The following is a 17,744-nucleotide window of genomic DNA, read 5'->3' as shown; positions in this document are numbered from 1 at the left end:
GGTGCCTGCTCCGCTCGCCGCTGATCATGGGCGGGCACCTCCCGGACGCGCCCGCGCGTCAGGCCAGGCGCAGCAGGCGGCAGCCGTGCGGCTCGAGCTCGAGTTCGACGGCGCCGCCGACGATCGGCAGCTCGGCGCCGCTCCACACATCGACGGCCGAGGTCGCGCCGGAGCAGCCCAGGTCGGCCAGATGAGCGGAGTAGGACCGCGCCGACGAGCCCAGCCAGAACACTCCGCGCCACTGCTCGTCGCCGCGCCACGCCGACCACACCACCAGGTCGCCGTCGCGGACGATCTCGCGGCTGCCGTCGCTGCCGAGCAGCGCGAGGACGTCGTCGTTCGTCAGCAGCGCCAGGGTGTCGGCGGGCGTGTCCGGGAGGTGCCCGCCCATGATCAGCGGCGAGCGGAGCAGGCACCACAGCGTCACGAGCGTCCGCTGCTCCGCGGGCGTGAACCGCGAGAGCCGGTCCTCGCCCACGTGCGCGCGCACGCCGATCCGCCCCAGCGGCAGCATGTCGGCGTCGGCCCACGCGCCGGGGCGCTGGTGCGGCGCCCAGCGCGCGGCCCGCTGGAACTGCTCGTGCAGGTGCGCCCAGTCGTCCCAGAAGTCGTCCGAGATCCGCCACATCTGCGCGGTCGAGCGCAGCAGCTCGAGGTTCTCGAGCGAGAGCTGCTTGCCGGGGGAGAGGCTCAGCACCATCGGGCGGCCGGTCGCGTCGATCGCGCGGGAGAGGGCGGCGATCTCCTCCGCCTGGATCGGCGGGTAGAGCACGTCGTCGAGCTTCACGAAGTCGACGCCCCACGAGGCCAGCTGCGCCATCACGGAGTCGCAGTACTGCTGCGCGCCGGGCGCGCTCATGTCGACTCCGTAGTTGTCGGGGTTCCACGGGCAGACGTTCCCGCGGTCGGCGATGTCGGCGCAGGTCGCCTCCGCCCCGAGCACCGGCAGGCCGAGCTCGGCCGCTCGGCGGGGGACGCCGCGCATCAGGTGCACGCCGAAGCGGAGGCCGAGGGCGTGCACGCGCGCGGCCAGCGCCGTGAATCCGCCCGTCGCCGCGGAGGGGAAGCGGCCGACGGCGGGCTGCGGGCGTCCCCAGTCGTCGAGCACCGGCTCCGACACCTCCTGGTAGTCGCTCGTGCCGGGATCGGGCTCGTACCACTGGATGTCGACGACGACCGTGTCCCAGCCGTGCGGCAGGAGGTGCTCGGCGAGGTACTCGGCGTTCGCGAGCACCTCCTCCTCCGTCACCGAGGCGCCGAAGCAGTCCCAGCTGTTCCAGCCCATCGGCGGGCGGCGGGCGGCCTCCGTGCGCGCGGCGATCACGACAGCTCCAGCGTCACGGTCGCGAAGGAGTGCGGGGGCAGCGTGACGCGCAGGCCTGTCGCCGTGGTCTCGATGCCCTCGAGGGCGACGGGGCTCACCTCGTCGGCGGCGCCGGGCCGGTTGTGCGCGTCGGGGCGGTCGGCGGTGAGGAGGCGGCCGGTCGCGCCGGTCACGGTTCCACCGCGGAAGTCGAGGGAGACCTCGAGCGGCTCCTCCAGGTCGACGTTCGTCAGCGAGACCAGGACGCGGCCGTCCTTCGTGGAGGCGGAGGCGGAGGCGACGGGGATCTCGCGGCCGTCGACCGCGTGCGTCGGGCCGGCGACCGTGGTCGGCAGCACCGTCGCGTCGTGGTGCCCCTTGTTCATCTCGAACACGTGGTAGGTCGGCGTGCGGACCATCTCGCCGCCGTCCGGGTCCGTCAGCAGCATCGCCTGCAGCACGTTCACCGTCTGCGCGATGTTCGCCATCGTCAGGCGGTCGGCGAAGCCGTGGAAGACGTCGAAGTGCCAGGCCGCGACCATCGCGTCGCGGATCGTGTTCTGCTGGAAGAGGAAGCCCGGGTGGGTCCCCGGCTCCACGTCCCACCAGGTGCCCCACTCGTCGAGCACCATCCCGTACTTCTTCTCGGGGTCGTGGACGTCCATCACCGCGGCGTGCGAGCGGAGCAGCTCCTCGATCCCCTGCGCGGCCACGATCGTGCTCCAGTAGGTGTCGGCGTCGAAGTCGGTCGCGCTGCCCTTCGCGTGCCAGCTGCCGCCGATCGTGTAGTAGTGCACCGAGACCGACTCCCACGGCACGGAGGAGAAGGGGTGCCCCTCGATCTCGGGGATCACCTCCATCAGCGTCTGCGTCCAGTGGGTGTCGGCGCCGTCGGCTCCGGCGGCCACGCGGTAGAGCGGAGTGTCGTTGCCGCTCTGCACGAAGGTCCCGAACTGCCGCGCCAGGTCGGCGTAGGCGCCGGCGCGCATGTTGCCGCCGCAGCCCCAGGTCTCGTTGCCGAGCCCCCAGAAGCGGACGGTCCACGGCTCCTCCCGGCCGTGGGAGCGGCGCAGATCGGCCATCGGCGACTTGCCCGCGCCGGTGAGGTACTCGGCCCAGTCCGCCATCTCCTGCACGGTGCCGGATCCGATGTTGCCCGAGATGTAGGCGTCGGCGCCGAGCAGCTCGCAGAGCGCCATGAACTCGTGGGTGCCGAAGGAGTTGTCCTCCGCGACTCCGCCCCACTGGGTGTTGATCAGGCCGGGGCGCTCCTCGCGCGGGCCGATGCCGTTGGTCCAGTGGTAGCGGTCGGCGAAGCAGCCGCCGGGCCAGCGGAGGTTGGGGATGTCGAGGGCGCGGAGGGCCTCGACGACGTCCAGGCGGATCCCGCCCTCGTTCGGGACGGGCGAGTCCTCGCCGACCCAGAAGCCGTCGTAGATGCACCGGCCGAGGTGCTCGGCGAAGTGGCCGTAGAGGTGGCGGCTGATGGTGGCGCCGGGGCGGTCGAGGTCGACGGTGACGGTGCTGTTCACGGGGTGCTCCAGGGTGGTGGCGGACGGGTCGGCGGCGGTGCCGGCGGTGTCGAGGACGCCGGGGTCGGCGGCGGTGCTCACGCGGTCTCGCGGACGAGCCGCAGGACGATCGCGCGGTCGGCGTGGAAGGTCGGCAGGTCCAGGCCCGCCTCGCCCAGCAGGCTCCCCGAGTAGGCGGGGGCCGGGGCGTCGGAGTCCAGCGGCACCGTCGACTCCAGCCAGTGCGGGCTCTGCCAGGGCGGGCCGAGCGAGCCGGGGCGCGCGGTCTCGATCCGGTAGCGCGCCCGCGGATCCAGGCCCGGGAGGCGGACGCGGCGGCGCGAGTCCGCGGTCAGCGCGGGCGTGACCAGCGTGTACAGCGCCTCCGAGCCGTCCGGCGCGACGACGCCGCGCAGCGACGGCGCGTCGGGGTCGGAGTCGTCGCCCCCGACGACCCGGCCGGTCGCGATCAGGCCGCGGTGCTCGCGGTACGCCGCGATCCAGCCCGCCAGCACGGGCTCCTCCTCCGCGTCCAGCTCGCGGAGGTCCCACTCGATCCCGAAGTGGCCGAGGAAGGCGATCGCGCAGCGGGTGTGCAGGTCGCTGGTGCGACCGGTGACGGAGTTGACCGGCGAGGCGACGTGCGATCCGAGCATCTCCGGCGGCACGAGCAGCCCGGTCCAGCGCAGCATCCGCGAGCGGTCCAGCGGGTCCTGGTTGTCGGAGGTGTGCACGCGGTCGGTGCGCTCGAGGATCCCCAGGTCGACCCGGCCGCCGCCGGAGGCGCAGCTCTCGATCTCGAGCTCCGGGTGCCGGGCGCGCAGCTCGTCGATCAGCCGGTACAGCGCGAGCGTCTGCTCGTGCACCGCGGCCGTCCCGGTGGCGGGGTGGCCCGCGTCGATCAGGTCGCGGTTGTGGTCCCACTTGAGGTAGGCGACGCCGAGGTCGGCGACCAGGCCGTCGAGCACGCCGAGGATGTGCGCGAACGCGTCGGGGTTCGTCAGGTCGAGCACCTGCTGGAAGCGGAACCGCGGCGGCAGCTCCTCGCGGGCCCGCAGGATCCAGTCGGGGTGCGCGCGGGCGAGGTCGGAGTCCTCGTTGATCATCTCGGGCTCGACCCAGAGGCCGAACTCCATGCCCAGGCCGCGGACGTGCTCGGCGAGGGGGAGGAGGCCGTCGGGCCAGGCGACGGGGTCGGGCGTCCAGTCGCCGAGGCCGGCGCGGTCGTCGCTGCGGCCGAGGAACCAGCCGTCGTCGAGCACGTAGCGCTCGACCCCGAGGGCGGCGGCGCGGTCGGCCAGCTCGGCGAGGACGGCGAGGTCCTGGTCGAAGTAGACCGCCTCCCAGACGTTGAGCGTCACCGGGCGCGGCCGGCGCGAGGAGCGGGAGGCCCCGCGGAGGTGGGCGTGGAAGCGGGCGGCCGCGGCGTCGAGGCCGTGGCCGAAGCTGCCGGAGATCCAGGGGGAGGAGTAGCTCTCGCCGCTCGCGAGGCGCACCTCGCCGGGCAGGAGCAGCTCGCCGCCCCGGAAGGCGAGCCAGCCGTCGCCGCGCTCCACCGCGTGCTCGTGGTTGCCGCCGATGCCGACGTGGCAGAGCCAGACCCGCCCGTCGGCGGAGTCGAAGCCGGGGGTGCCGACCGCGACGACCGTCGTCGCGTCCAGGCCGGTGCGGCCGCGCCGCGAGGAGCGGGAGTGGGTGCCGGTGACGACGGGGTGGCGCTGGGGGATCTTCTCGGTGCCCCAGCGGCCGGAGAAGTCCAGGATCTCGCGGGCCTCGGTCGGGATCCGGATGGCGGGGTCGACGCCGATCACCTCCAGGTGCCCGGCGCCGTCGTTGCGGACCGAGACGCGGGTCCTGAGCAGTCCGGCAGCAGAGAGAACGATCTCTAGGACCACCCCGATCCGGGCCTGCGCGTCGTGCGCCTCGACGGTCACGGCGGCGCTGCCGGCCTGCGCGACCGCGCCCTCCGCGAGGGCCTCCCCGTCCACCGAGACGGTGTCCACGGTCAGCCTCGGCGACCAGCCGGCGCCCTCCCGGTGCACCCGGAGACCCGGCAGGCCGGCCCAGCCGAAGGTGTGCTCGGGCAGGATCCCGGGCTCGTAGGGGACGTCGGAGGAGCCCTCGATCCCCGTCCGCACGGGAGTTCTTGCGAAAGCTGCGAGATCGTCGTCGCTCGCGTCGAGTCGCGGACCCCAGTGCAGCAGCACGGGCAGGTCGCCTCCCGACTGAGTGAGGAGGGCGGACACGTCATCGGCGACGAGATGGATCACTCTCGGGGATTGCATGTCCCCATTCCTATCGTCGATCCTGGTCTGAGTACAGCGAGAGATCGATCTCGACCCTCGGTCGGATGGACCACCGCGCGGATCGACCCGCGCCGATCGACCACCGCTCGCGCCGCTCATCCCCACCACCCACCGCCTCGACGAGGAGCACCCATGCCGCTGACCCACCCGGCCCCGCACGAGACCCGCCTGGAGCGCGGGGTGCTCGACGCGCGGCGGCGGCTCAACCGCGACTACCTCCTCTCGCTCACCGACGAGGGGCTGCTGCAGAACTTCCTGATCGAGGCCGGGATCGGCGACCAGGGCTGGCACCTCCACCCCTCGCAGGACTCGCGCGAGGCCCGCGGCCTCGACCGGCACTGGGGCTGGGAGACGCCGGGCTCGCAGCTGCGCGGGCACTTCCTCGGCCACTGGCTCTCCGCCGCGGCCCGCGAGGTCGCGGTCACCGGCGACCCGCTGCTGCGCGTCCGGATCGACTCCGTGCTCGACGGACTCGAGCGCTGCCAGGAGGAGAACGGCGGCGGCTGGATCTGGGCGATCCCGCGCGGCTACCTCGACCGCCTCGCGACCGGCCGCCCCATCTGGGCGCCGCAGTACGCGATGCACAAGCTGCTGATGGGCCTCGTCGACCTGCACCTCGACCTCGGCGACGAGCGGGCGCTGCGGATGGCGCGGGCCGCCACGGTCCCGCTGCTGGAGTGGGTCCGCGGATTCGACGACGCCGCGTTCCAGGAGATCCTCGAGGTCGAGACCGGCGGCATGCTCGAGGTCTGGGCCGACCTCCTCGCGATCACCGGCGACCCCGTCTACACCGAGCTGCTCGGCCGCTACGACCGCCGCTCCCTCTTCGAGGGCCTGCTCGAGGGCCGCGACGTGCTGACCAACATGCACGCCAACACCACGATCCCCGAGGTGCTCGGTGCCGCCCGCGCCTACGAGGTCACCGGCGACGAGCGCTGGCGGAGGATCGTCGAGGCCTACTGGGAGCAGGCGGTCACCCTCCGCGGCACCTTCTGCACGGGCGGTCAGACCTCCGGCGAGATCTGGACGCCGCCCTTCGCTTTCGCCGCTCGCCGCGGCGAGAAGACGCAGGAGCACTGCGTCGTCTACAACATGATCCGGCTGGCCGACGTGCTGCTGCGCTGGACAGGCGACCTCGCCTACGCCGACTACATCGAGCGGAACCTCTGGAACGGCCTCCTCGCCCAGCAGAACCCGCGGACCGGGATGGTCGCCTACTTCCTGCCGCTCGAGGGCGGCGCCCGCAAGGACTGGGGCAGCCCGACCGAGGACTTCTGGTGCTGCCACGGCACGCTGGTGCAGGCGCACACGCGCCACTCCGGGCTCGTCTTCTACCGCGGCGGCGACGCCGAGCTGACGATCGCGCAGCACGTCGACGCGAGCCTGCGCCTGCCGTCCGCCGCCGGCGACGCGGCGGTGCGGGTCGAGGTGCTCGACACCGCCGGCTACGTCGGCCCGGACGCCAACGCGGGTGCCGCGGGCGACGTGCACCGCCCCACCGCCTCGCGGATCCGGGTCGAGATCGTCTCGGAGGAGGGGGCCGCGCTGCACGTGCGGCTGCGGGTGCCGGAGTGGACCGTCGGCGAGCCGGGGGTCGCGGGCGACGCCGAGCGCGTCCGGGCGGGCGACGGCGCGCTCCTGATCGAGCACCCCGGCGGCCGCACGAGCGTCGACCTCGCCTTCGGCACCGAGATCCGCGCCGTGCCGATCCCGGACGAGCCGGGCACGGTCGCCTTCGTCGAGGGCCCGATCGTGCTGGCCGGCCTCGTCGACCGCGAGATCGCGCTGCGGGGGCGCCTCGAGGACGCCCCCGCCCTGCTCGCCCCCGACAACGAGCGGCAGTGGACCCAGTGGCTGCGCGGATACCGCGCCGTCGGCCAGCCCGCCGCCGTCCGCTTCCGGCCTCTGCACGAGGTCGTCGACGAACCCTTCTCGCTCTACTTCCCGGTCTCGGCCGGGAGCTGATGGACAGGATCCCCTCCGTGACCTGCGCTCCGCGCTCATGACCGCCTCCACCGCCTCCCCCGCCGTCCGGGCGATGCCCCGCGGCCGCCTCCTGCTGCCGATCTTCGCGATGCTCGTCGGCTTCGGGCCGCTCACCATCGACCTGGTGCTGCCGTTCCTGCCGACGCTGCAGGACGATCTCGGCGTCTCGGTGGCGACCGCCCAGCTGGTCGTCACCGGCGCCACCTTCGGCTTCGCGGCCGGCCAGCTCATCTCAGGACCGCTCAGCGACGCGGTCGGCCGCAAGTGGCCGCTCGGCGTCTCGGCGGCGCTGCACATCGCGGCGAGCCTCGTCGCGGCGATGACCTCCGACACCGCCGTGCTGCTCTCGGCCCGCTTCGTCCAGGGCGCCGCCTGCACCGCTGCGGGCGTCGTCGTCACCGCCATCGTCCGCGACCTCTACAGCGGCAAGCGGCTCGTCACGATGCTCGCGAACCTCGCCGTGATCGTCTCGGTCTTCCCGATCCTGGTGCCCTCCGTCGGCGCGCAGCTGACCAAGGTGATCGACTGGCGCGGCTCCTTCCTCGCGGTCGCCGCCTGGGGAGCGCTCGCGACCGTGATCGCGCTCCTGGTGCTGCCCGAGACGCTGCCCCGCGAGCGGCGGCACCAGGGCGGGCTCGGCCCGTCGCTGCGCAACTCCTTCGGGATGCTCCGGCGGCCGCGCGTGCTGGCGCTCGCCGCCGCCTCGGCCGCGGGCTGGTCGGTCGGCTTCGCGTATCTCGCGACCGCGCCCTTCCTCTACACGAACGTCTACGCGGTCGGTCCCGACCTGTACGGGCTGCTGTTCCTGGTCACCTCGCTCGTGACGATCGCGGTCGGGCAGACGACGGGACGGGTGATCGTGCCGCGGTTCGGACCCCGGTTCGCGATGTCCGCCTCGGCGATCGTCACGGCGCTCGGCGCCGTCGTGGTCGCGGTGCTCGCGCTCACCGGCACGCAGCCGCTGCTCGTCGTCGTCGGCGCGCTGACGTTCGCGCTGGCCGGCCGCTCGCTCGGCTTCGCCCCGGTGCAGTACCTCTCGCTGCAGGGCCCGTCGAGCGAGGCGGGCAGCGTCACGGCGATCCTCGGCACGGTCAGCTTCACGGCGGCCGGACTGGTGATGCCGGTGATGGGCGCGTGGGCCGAGATCTCGCTGATCCCGTTCGCGATCCTGCTGCTGCTCGCGGGCCTGGTCGAGGGCGGCGTGGCGCTGCTGTTCCGGCCGGGCTCGCGGCGCTTCGATCCCGGGGCGCAGCGGCTCGAGGACGAGCCGGCCGGGGCCGCCCGACCGGCCGTCCCCCGCGCGCACGACGAGAAGAGCTGAGATGACCCTCCGGGAAGGAACCACCGTGGAACTGCGCTCCGGCGACTACACCCTCCGCGTCGAGGCGGGCGGCCTCGAGGTGCTCGCGGGCGAGCGCGTCCTCTACGCGAACGACCGGCCGCTGCGCGTCACGGTCAAGACCGTCGCCGCGATCAGCGAGTACTCCGGCGCGCCCTATGACGACGTCTCGCTGTCGGAGGGGGCGATCACCGCGAGCGGGACGATCACCGTCCGCTCCGGGTCGGCCTTCGCCGTCACCGACGTCTGGCGCGTCGCGGGCGACGGCTTCTCCGTGCACCGCGACGTCGAGGTGCTGGCGGCCGGCGGTGACCTCGGCTTCTCCACCGCCGTCTCGCTCGGGCTGACCGGGTCCGACGACCTCCGCGACTACGAGTGCTTCGCCCCCGGCGCCTGGTACCGCGACAACGCCTTCGGGCCCGCCGACGCGATGGGCCGCGACCCCGGCAGCGAGTACTTCTGGCGCACCGAGACGCACTACGCGCTGCCGCTGTTCGCCGCGCAGAGCCTCGCGACCGGCGAGACCGTGGCGCTCTCGCGCTGGGCGGCCGACGCGACGCTGCCGCGCCTGGACGTGGTCCGCTCGGAGAACTTCACCGACCCGGAGTGCACCGTCGGCTCGATCGGCCTGAGCCGCCCGCAGGGCACGACGCTGAACTACCTCTACTACGGCTTCGGCGTGCGGACCCCGCTCGACGTGCCGCCCGCGGGCCTGTCGATCGACTACGTCCACCCGGGCGCCGACGGCGAGCGCCCGATCGACAACCCCTACTCCGGCCTCGACTACGACGCCGCCCCGAAGGCCCTGCAGCGGGTGAACCACCCGGTCGAGGTCGGCTTCCGCCAGCGCTACGCCGTGGCCGTCGACCTCGGCCGCCACGACGACTTCGCGACGATGATGCGCGCCACCTGGCGCAGCGCCTACGCGCGCCTGCGCGACGACCTGTTCGAGGTCGACAACGAGCGGCACTTCCACCACGGCATGGCGATCCTCCAGCGCCTCACCCGCCGCTACGGCGACTCCTGGGGCCTGCCGTTCGCCTGCCAGCTGCCGGATCTCGACGTCTCGAGCGTCTCCTTCCAGTTCGGCTTCGTCGGACAGCAGCCCGGCATCGGCTACCAGCTGCTGCGCTACGGCGACCGCGAGGGCGTGCCGGAGGCGTTCGAGCAGGGCGTCGGCATCGTCGACTTCTGGGCGCGGACCGCGCTGCCCGAGTCGGGCCCGCCGCGGATGTGCTTCAACCCCTCGCTCGGCGGCTTCGAGCCGTACCCGCACTACCTGCGGATGCTCGCCGACGGCGTCGAGGCGATCCTCGACGCCTACCTGCACCTGCGCGACCTCGGCGACGAGCGCCCGCTCTGGCTCGAGTTCTGCCGGCGGACCGCCGACTGGCTGCTCGAGGTGCAGGACGCCGACGGCAGCTTCCACCGCGCCTACAACGCCGACGGCTCGGTGCGGATGGACTCGCGCTCGAACACCCCGAGCGTGATCCGCTTCCTCGTGCAGCTGCACCTCGTGACGGGGGAGGGGCGCTACCGCGCGTCCGCCGTGCGCGCCGGCGAGTGGTCGTTCGCGAACATCCACCGGACGCTGGAGTACCGCGGCGGCACCTGCGACAACGCCGACATCCAGGACAAGGAGGCGGGCATCTACGGGCTGTTCGGCTTCCTCGCGCTCTACGACCTGACGGAGGAGCCGCGCTGGCTGGAGGGCGCCGTCCGCGCCGCCGACTACACGGAGACCTGGACCTACGCGTGGTCCTTCCCGGTCCGCGCGCCCTGGGCGCATCCCTTCAACCGGTACTCGATCAGCGGACAGAGCATCATCACCCTCGGCGGCGGCGCCGACGTCTACATGGCGGCCTGCTCGTACAGCTACTACCGACTGCACCTGATCACGGGCGACGAGCACTACCTCGATTTCGCCGAGTTCCTGCACCGCAACACCCGCCAGTCGACCGACGTCGACGGCAGCATCGGCTACGCGATGCCCGGCCTCGGCCACGAGAGCGGCGACTTCGCGACCCAGACCCTGCGCAGCCACCACCACTGGCTGCCCTGGTGCACCTTCGTCGAGGTCGACCCGGCCTCGCGCCTGCGCGACACCTTCGGCGTCTACGAGATCGCCGACGCGCAGCGCCTGCCCGCCGCCGAGCGGGCGGCCCGCAACCGCGTCTACGACCGCTACGGGCACTCGCGGAGCTGACCCGACCCACCGCATCCGGCTCGCGTCTCGTTCTCACGTCGACGCAGCCGCACGGCGGGTCCGGCGGCCGGCCGGGACGACACCCGGTGCGCTGCTCCGCCTCCGTCGGCGTACCGGAGCCCGTTCCGCGTGCTGCAGCCGTACCCTCCGCAGTGCCCTCAGCCGCGCCACTCCACGTCCACGCGCACCGCCTCCGCACCGAGCTCCAGCCCGCTCGACACCTCGCGCCCGTCGACCCGCAGCACCGCGTCGCGCAGCGTGCGCACCCGCGTCCCGCCCGCCGGTGCCAGCCACTCCGCGCCCGGCACCCGCCGCACCCACAGCGACGCCCGCCCCGGCGACCACTCCAGCCGGTCCACGACCACCCCGCCGCGTGCGCGCAGCCCCGTCACGGCACCCCGCGCCCACGCGGACGGCAGTGCCGGCAGCACCGTCAGCGTCTCGTCATCCGATCCCAGCAGCATCGCCGCCACGAGCCCCGGCAGTCCGCCGCTGGCGTCGAGGTTGAAGATCCGCCCCGCGTCGTGCCGGGTCGTCAGCGTCGGTGACCAGTGCTCGACCGCGAGCCACTCCGCGCAGGTCAGCGCAGCCTCCCCGTCACCCAGCGCCGCCGCCGCGACGCCCACCTGCACCAGCCCGAACGCCATCTCCATCCGCCCGGGAGGAGCGGTCGGCGCCTCGGCCCGCCACGCGATCTTCGCCGCCACCGTCGCCGCCGCGGCGGCCCGCAGCCGCACCGCGGAGGCGCCGGGCCCCTCGAAGGCCGCGTCGCCCGCGTACCAGAGCGGGTACAGCTGCGACGCGTGCCGGTGCGCGATCTCCTCCGCGAACCGCGGGTCGATCCACTCCGCCAGCGTGCCGTCCTCGGCGACCCGGTACTCCGGCAGCTCCGCGACTACCCGCGCCCAGCGCTCGTCGAGCGAGTCGTCGCCGCGGGCCCGGCCGAGCAGCGCCGTCGCCCGCGCGGCGTCCCGCAGCACGGCGACGTCGATCGTCGCATCGACCGCTATCGGCGAGCGCGCACCACCCGGTGTGTTCTCGGGGGAGTAGGAGGGGACGATCCGGCGCACCCCGTCGACCACGGTCGTTCCGGTCTCGGCGAAGCGCAGCACGCCCTCGGCCAGCTCCCACAGCCGGTCGTCGACGATGCCGCGGTCTCCCGTGGCCGCGACGGCGTCGGCGGCGAGGCGCAGCACCCAGCCGCCGCAGCCCGTCCAGAAGAGGTGCGGGTAGCTCGCCGCGAAGTGGTCGGCGCGGCCGTGGGTCGACATCCGCGACGGCAGGAGCATCCCCTCCGCCCCGTAGACGAGGCGCGCGTTCTCGCGGTAGTCGTCGAGGTGCGGCAGCACCAGCTCCAGGATCGACAGCGCCAGCTCGGGCGTGCCGGTCGGGATCATGCCCGCCATCGCTCCGTTCTGGACGTTGCCGTTCAGCGTGTAGTCGGCCGACCACGCCGGCCGCCAGGTGCCCTGCCAGACGCCCTGCAGCGTCGGCGGCAGCTCGCCGGTCGACGCGACGATGTTCGCGCGGCCGCTGAGGTATGCGAGCTCGACGACGCGGCGGCGCGCGCCCTCGTCGCCGGCGCGGGCCTCCTCCCAGAGGTCCTCGGTGAGCACCGCGGAGGAGGCTCCGGCGAGATCGAGGGAGGAGGCGCCGACCAGCCGGCCGTGCCCGTGGCGCTGGGCCTCGCGCAGCTCCGCCCACGAGGCGTCGCCGCCCGTCGGCTCGCCGCCCGCACGCTCCCGGCCCGTCGGCTCGTCGCCCGCCAGCGACAGATCGACGCGGAGGAGCGCGCCCGCCCCGGCCGCGACCGGCACCGTCGAGCGGGTCACGACGCCCTCCACGTCCCACGGCGCCCCGGTCGCCGCGGTGACCGTCGCGCGGATCCGCTCGCCTCCGGTCTCGGCGCTCCCGGTCCCGGCAACGGCCAGCAGTCGCCCGACCGCACCGCCCTCGACCGCCGCCTCGACCACGGCCGACGCGTCCGGCACGCCCGTGTCGAATGAGGTCGCGTCCCCGGCGCCCAGCCCGAGCTCGACCGTGCTCTCGCCGTCGCGCTCCGACTCCACCCGCAGCCGGACGCTCTCGCCCCCGTGCGGAGCGATCAGTCGCACCGCGTGCCGCCCGCCGTCGAGGTCGGTCCACTCGACCGCGACCTCGCCCAGCAGCGGGTCGAGCAGGCGCCGGCTCGACGCGACCCCGCCGGCCGTGCGGATCGACAGCGTCGCGCACAGCCCGAGCGGATCGGTCCAGATCAGGCCGCCGTAGTAGCCGCTCGCCCGCGCCCCGCGCTCGAGCAGGTCGCTCGCCGCGTCGGCGTCCCCGGCCAGCAGGGCACTCCGCAGCTCGTCCCGCACCGGGGCGAGGTCCGGGGCGGCGGGCCGCGCGTTGACGGGGAGGAAGTAGCGCTCGTGCGCCAGCGAGACGGTGAGCGCGTCGGCCGGGCCGTGCACCACGGCGCCGACGCGGCCGCTGCCGACGATCAGGCCCTCCTCCCAGGTCGGGGCCGCAGTGGCGGTGACGAGGGTGGGCTTGCGCAACAGTGCGCCGGCGATCGGGGCGATGATCGGTTCCTTTCGGGCTCGCGGGAGTGCCTGATATGTTGCGTGAACCCTCAAATTACCTCTCCCGGTGCGACGGCGCGCGGGAGTCGAGAGTTAGGAATCCGCGATGACGCGACCGATCACCCTCTTCACCGGCCAGTGGGCGGACCTCCCCTTCGAGGAGGTGGCGCGCCTCGCGGGGGAGTGGGGCTACGACGGCCTCGAGATCGCCTGCTGGGGCGACCACATCGACGTGGCGCGCTGGGACGACGCGGAGTACGTGCAGAGCCGGAAGGACATCCTCGAGCGCAACGGCCTCCAGGTCTTCGCGATCTCGAACCACCTCACCGGCCAGGCGGTCTGCGACGACCCGATCGACGAGCGCCACCGCGACATCCTCAGCGACCGCGTCTGGGGCGACGGCGACCCCGAGGGCGTCCGGCAGCGCGCCGCCCAGGACCTCAAGGACACCGCCCGCTTCGCCGCCGCGCTCGGCGTGACGCAGGTCAACGGCTTCTCCGGCTCGTCGATCTGGAAGGGCGTGGCCATGTTCCCGCCCGCCTCCGACGAGTGGATCGCCGCCGGCTACCAGGACTTCGCCGACCGCTGGAACCCGATCCTCGACGTCTTCGAGGAGGTCGGCGTCCGCTACGCGCTCGAGGTGCACCCGAGCGAGATCGCCTACGACTACTGGACCGCCAAGCGCACCCTCGAGGCGATCGGCCACCGCGCCTCGTTCGGCTTCAACTTCGACCCGTCGCACTTCGTCTGGCAGCAGCTCGACAGCGTCGCGTTCGTGCTCGACTTCGCCGACCACATCTTCCACGTTCACGTGAAGGAGTCGGTCACCAACCTCGACGGCCGCAACGGCGTCCTCGGCTCGCACCTGCCGTGGGCGAACCCGCGCCGCGGGTGGACCTTCGTCTCGACCGGGCACGGCGCCGTCCCGTGGGAGCCGGTGTTCCGCGCGCTCAACGCGATCGGCTACACCGGCCCGACCAGCGTCGAGTGGGAGGACGCCGGCATGGACCGCCTCGACGGCGCCCCCGAGGCCCTGGCCTTCGTGCGGAAGCTCAACGCGATCACGCCGCCGGCCGACGCCTTCGACGCGGCGTTCTCGACCTCGCGCGACTGACCGCCCGCCGCACGCCTGCATCCCGGAGGCCGGAAGGACCGACTGCCCGCGAGGGCCGTCCGGGCCTCCCGGCCTCCGTCGTGCTGCGAGCGCGTCCGCAACCGGGGCCGGGACGCTGCAGCGGGCGCCGAGCGGGCCGGAGCGGGCGATCCGCCCTCGATCGCTGACGCGATCCAGGCCGGTCTCGGCGGCGGGCCCCCGCCCCGACCCGGCGGCTCGCCGGGAACGACGGACGGCCGGCCCCCCGCAGGGAGCCGGCCGTCCAGCCTCGCAGGATCTACAGGCCCTGGGAGAGGCGGTAGTACGCCGCGTTCGAGCGGATGTCGGACTCGAAGCCGCGGAGGGTGGTCGACTCGTCGATCACGAGGAGCTCGACGCCGGCGATGCGGGCGAAGTCCTCCCACGCCTCCAGCCCGATCTGCGTCGTCATCACCGTGTGGTGCGCGGCACCGGCGGTGATCCAGGCGGCGGCACTGGTGCCGAAGTCCGGGGCGGGCTGCCAGACGGCGCGGCCGACGGGCAGGTGCGGGAGCGTCTGCGGCGGCTCGACGTTCCGGACCTTGTTCGCGACCAGGCGGAAGCGCTCGCGGACGTCGCTCAGGGCGACCACCACGGCCGGGCCGGCGTCGGCGGTGAAGACCAGGCGCACCGGGTCCTCGCGGCCGCCGATGCCCAGCGGGTGGATCTCGAGCGAGGCGCGCTTCGACGACAGGGACGGCGACACCTCGAGCATGTGCGCGCCGAGGATGAGCTCCTCGCCGGGCGTCATGTCGTAGGTGTAGTCCTCCATCAGGCTGGTGCCGCCGGGGAGGCCGGCGCCCATGACGGCGGCGATGCGGATGAGGACGGCCGTCTTCCAGTCGCCCTCTCCGCCGAAGCCGTAGCCGTCGGCCATGAGGCGCTGCACGGCGAGTCCCGGGAGCTGGCGGAGCCCGCCGAGGTCCTCGAAGCTGTCGGTGAACGCCTCGAAGCCGCCCTCCTCCAGGAACGAGCGCAGGCCGATCTCGACCGCGGCGCCGTAGCGGAGCGACTCGTGGCGCTCGCCGCCGGGGAGCAGCTCGGGGACCACGTCGTAGCTCTCGAGGTACTCGGCGACGAGGGCGTCGATCTGCTCGGAGGTGGCCGCGTCGACGCGCTCGACGAGCTCGTTCACGCCCCAGGTGTTGACGCTGACGCCGAGGCGGATCTCGGCCTCGGTCTTGTCGCCCTCGGTGACGGCGACGTTGCGCATGTTGTCGCCGAAGCGGGCGACCTTCATGCTCTGCGAGGCGGACCAGCCGGCGGCCGCGCGCGACCAGGTGCCGATGGCCTCGGTGACGCGGGCGTCGCTCGCGTGGCCGACGACGGTCTTCCGGGGCACGCTCATCCGGCTGAGGATGTAGCCGTGCTCGCGGTCGCCGTGCGCGGCCTGGTTGAGGTTCATGAAGTCGAAGTCGATGTCCTGCCACGGCAGGGCGACGTTCGCCTGGGTGTGGAAGTGCAGCAGCGGCTTGGCGAGCGCGTCGAAGCCGTGGATCCACATCTTCGAGGGGCTGAAGGTGTGCATCCAGGTGATGACGCCCACCACGGAGTCGTCGGAGTTCGCCTCGATCATGGTGCGGCGGATGGCGTCGGAGCTCTTCAGCACCGGCTTCCACTCGACGGTCACGGGGATCGCGCTCGCCTCGTTGAGCTGCGCGACGACGGCCTGCGACTGCTCGGCGACCTGGCGGAGGGTGTCCTCGCCGTAGAGGTCCTGGCTGCCGGTCAGGAACCAGACGGTGCGGGTGGCGAGGTCGGGGATGATGCTCTGGTACACGCTCATGCGATGGCTCCGGTGGGGTTCTGTCCGTAGACGTTCTGGTAGCGGTCGAACAGGGCGTCGATCGACTCCTGCGGGATGGGGACGAGCTCGCCGCCCTGGCGCGCGAGGTGCACGGTGCGGGCGACGTCCTCGGCCATGACGGCCGCCTTGACGGCGTCCTTCGCGTCCTTGCCGATGGTGAAGACGCCGTGGTTCTGCATCAGGACCGCGCGCGAGCGGTGGCCGCTGAGGGTCGCGACGATGCCGCGGCCGATGGAGTCGTCGCCGATGATCGCGAACGGGCCGATGGGGATCTCCCCGCCGAACTCGTCGGCCATCGCGGTGATGACGCAGGGGATCGACTCGGCGCGGGCCGCCCACGCGGTCGCGTAGGTGGAGTGCGTGTGCACGACTCCGCCGACCTCGGGCATCTCGCGGTACACGTAGGCGTGGGCCGCGGTGTCGCTGGAGGGGCTGCGGTCGCTGCCGGGGGTGTCGGGGACGACGTTCCCGTCGAGGTCGCAGAGGATCATGTTCTCGGGCGCGAGGTCGTCGTAGGAGACGCCGCTGGGCTTGATCACGAAGAGGTCGGCGCCGGGCACGCGGCCCGAGATGTTGCCGCCGGTCCAGATGACGAGGCCGTAGCGGACGAGCTCGGAGTGCAGCCGCGCGACGTCCTCGCGGACGCGGGCGATCGCCTCCTCGACGGCGGGGGTCTGGGTGGTCATGCGGTGGCTCCCTGGTTCTGCGGGTCGGTGAGGGTCTCGACGGCGGTCTGCTCGACGGCGAGGCCGGCGCGGTAGCGCTCGAGGTAGGCGGAGAAGCCGGCGACGTCGTCCGCGTCGGGGGCGACGGTCTCGAAGCCGGAGTCGCCGAAGACCTGATCGGTTAGGTAGGCGTCGAGCGCGACTCCGCTCTGCAGGCGGTAGGCGGCGAGCACCGCCATGCCCCACGGGCCGCCCTCGGAGGCGGTCGCGGCGACCGAGACGGGGGCGTCGAGCGCGCCGGCGAGGAAGCGCTGGGCGACCCCGGCGGTGCGGAACATGCCTCCGTGCGCGAACATCTCGTCGATCCGGACGCCCTCGCCCGCGAGGACGCGCATGCCCAGAGCCAGCGTGCCGAACACGCCGTAGAGCTGCGCGCGCATGAAGTTGGCGAGCGTGAGGCGCGAGTCGGGGGTGCGCACGACGAGCGGGCGGCCCTCGACCAGGCCGGCGATCGGCTCGCCCGCGAGGTGGTTGTAGGCGAGCAGTCCGCCCGCGTCCGCCTCGCCCTCGAGCGCCTCGGCGAAGAGGGTGCCGTAGACGGCGTCGCTGTCGGAGGGTCCGCCGGACGCGGCGGCGAACCGCGAGAACAGGCCGACCCAGCCGGCGAGCTCGCTGGCTCCGTTGTTGCAGTGGACCATCGCGACGAGGTCGCCGGCGGGGGTCGCGACGAGGTCGAGCTCGTGGTGGACGCTCTCCAAGGGGCCCTCGAGGACGACCATGGCGAAGATGCTGGTGCCGGCGCTGACGTTGCCGGTGCGCGGGGCGACGGAGTTGGTCGCCACCATGCCGGTGCCGGCGTCGCCCTCGGGCGGGCAGGCGGGGGCGCCGGCATGGTGGCGACCAACTCCGTCGCCCCGCGCACCGG

11 protein-coding genes are annotated in these 17,744 nt (G+C 73.5%); 4 read left to right on the top strand and 7 right to left on the bottom strand.

Annotated elements, in window-relative coordinates; all coding sequences use genetic code 11:
- Positions 1 to 58: 58 nt before the first annotated feature.
- From C5D36_RS16080 to C5D36_RS16070, 3 genes are all read right to left on the bottom strand, one after another.
- Positions 59 to 1,324, bottom strand: coding sequence for a glycoside hydrolase family 27 protein (locus C5D36_RS16080; protein ID WP_258062972.1), 1,266 nt, complete (start codon positions 1,322 to 1,324; stop codon positions 59 to 61).
- Complete coding sequence (locus C5D36_RS16075; protein WP_104249818.1) at positions 1,321 to 2,835, bottom strand: alpha-N-arabinofuranosidase; 1,515 nt, start codon at positions 2,833 to 2,835, stop codon at positions 1,321 to 1,323. Before C5D36_RS16075 ends, C5D36_RS16080 begins: the two co-directional genes overlap by 4 nt.
- Positions 2,836 to 2,912: 77 nt before the next feature.
- Positions 2,913 to 5,099 carry an alpha-galactosidase gene (locus C5D36_RS16070; protein ID WP_104296253.1) on the bottom strand — a complete coding sequence of 729 codons (2,187 nt, stop codon included), beginning with the start codon at positions 5,097 to 5,099 and terminating at the stop codon, positions 2,913 to 2,915.
- Positions 5,100 to 5,252: 153 nt separating this feature from the next.
- Between C5D36_RS16070 and C5D36_RS16065 the strand changes: the two genes are divergently transcribed.
- From C5D36_RS16065 to C5D36_RS16055, 3 genes are read left to right on the top strand one after another with little or no spacing between them, the layout of a single operon-like run.
- Entirely contained in the window at positions 5,253 to 7,085 is a 1,833-nt protein-coding gene (locus C5D36_RS16065) for a beta-L-arabinofuranosidase domain-containing protein (protein ID WP_181072934.1), read from the top strand.
- A gap of 37 nt (positions 7,086 to 7,122) precedes the next feature.
- Positions 7,123 to 8,427, top strand: coding sequence for a multidrug effflux MFS transporter (locus tag C5D36_RS16060; RefSeq protein WP_104296252.1), 1,305 nt, complete (start codon positions 7,123 to 7,125; stop codon positions 8,425 to 8,427).
- 25 nt (positions 8,428 to 8,452) lie between these two features.
- Positions 8,453 to 10,651: a hypothetical protein gene (locus C5D36_RS16055; protein ID WP_104296254.1), complete on the top strand. Its 2,199-nt coding sequence runs from the start codon at positions 8,453 to 8,455 to the stop codon at positions 10,649 to 10,651.
- 158 nt (positions 10,652 to 10,809) lie between these two features.
- On the opposite strand, the gene C5D36_RS16050 is transcribed toward C5D36_RS16055, so the two are convergent.
- A complete protein-coding gene (locus tag C5D36_RS16050; RefSeq protein WP_181072932.1) occupies positions 10,810 to 13,191 on the bottom strand; it encodes a glycoside hydrolase family 95-like protein in 2,382 nt (793 codons plus the stop codon).
- A 130-nt stretch (positions 13,192 to 13,321) separates the two neighbouring features.
- Between C5D36_RS16050 and C5D36_RS16045 the strand changes: the two genes are divergently transcribed.
- Positions 13,322 to 14,329 carry a sugar phosphate isomerase/epimerase gene (locus C5D36_RS16045; protein WP_104226056.1) on the top strand — a complete coding sequence of 336 codons (1,008 nt, stop codon included), beginning with the start codon at positions 13,322 to 13,324 and terminating at the stop codon, positions 14,327 to 14,329.
- Positions 14,330 to 14,606: 277 nt separating this feature from the next.
- Here C5D36_RS16045 and araA read toward each other — a convergent pair whose 3' ends face one another.
- The 3 genes from araA to C5D36_RS16030 all read right to left on the bottom strand — a co-directional run.
- On the bottom strand, positions 14,607 to 16,133 hold the full coding sequence (gene araA, locus C5D36_RS16040; RefSeq protein ID WP_104296250.1) for an L-arabinose isomerase: 1,527 nt from the start codon (positions 16,131 to 16,133) through the stop codon (positions 14,607 to 14,609).
- A complete protein-coding gene (locus tag C5D36_RS16035) occupies positions 16,130 to 16,840 on the bottom strand; it encodes an L-ribulose-5-phosphate 4-epimerase (RefSeq protein WP_104296249.1) in 711 nt (236 codons plus the stop codon). The genes araA and C5D36_RS16035 overlap by 4 nt, the downstream gene beginning before the upstream one ends.
- Positions 16,837 to 17,744 (bottom strand): FGGY-family carbohydrate kinase (locus C5D36_RS16030; protein ID WP_258062971.1); only part of this gene is annotated, 908 nt, incomplete at its 5' end. The genes C5D36_RS16035 and C5D36_RS16030, both read right to left, overlap by 4 nt.

Source organism: Rathayibacter sp. AY1C6 (assembly GCF_002931535.1).
Classification (GTDB): domain Bacteria; phylum Actinomycetota; class Actinomycetes; order Actinomycetales; family Microbacteriaceae; genus Rathayibacter.
Note: the sequence above shows the minus strand (reverse complement) of the source record. Positions and strands in the feature narration are given on the sequence as shown.

What these genes read in the sequence shown, in the direction of transcription:
- C5D36_RS16070 (WP_104296253.1), bottom strand. Translation starts at nt 5,099, where the DNA reads ATGCAATCCCCGAGAGTGATCCATCTCGTCGCCGATGACGTGTCCGCC.
- C5D36_RS16060 (WP_104296252.1), top strand. Translation starts at nt 7,123, where the DNA reads ATGACCGCCTCCACCGCCTCCCCCGCCGTCCGGGCGATGCCCCGCGGC.
- C5D36_RS16045 (WP_104226056.1), top strand. Translation starts at nt 13,322, where the DNA reads ATGACGCGACCGATCACCCTCTTCACCGGCCAGTGGGCGGACCTCCCC.
- C5D36_RS16035 (WP_104296249.1), bottom strand. Translation starts at nt 16,840, where the DNA reads ATGACCACCCAGACCCCCGCCGTCGAGGAGGCGATCGCCCGCGTCCGC.
- C5D36_RS16065 (WP_181072934.1), top strand. Translation starts at nt 5,253, where the DNA reads ATGCCGCTGACCCACCCGGCCCCGCACGAGACCCGCCTGGAGCGCGGG.
- araA (WP_104296250.1), bottom strand. Translation starts at nt 16,133, where the DNA reads ATGAGCGTGTACCAGAGCATCATCCCCGACCTCGCCACCCGCACCGTC.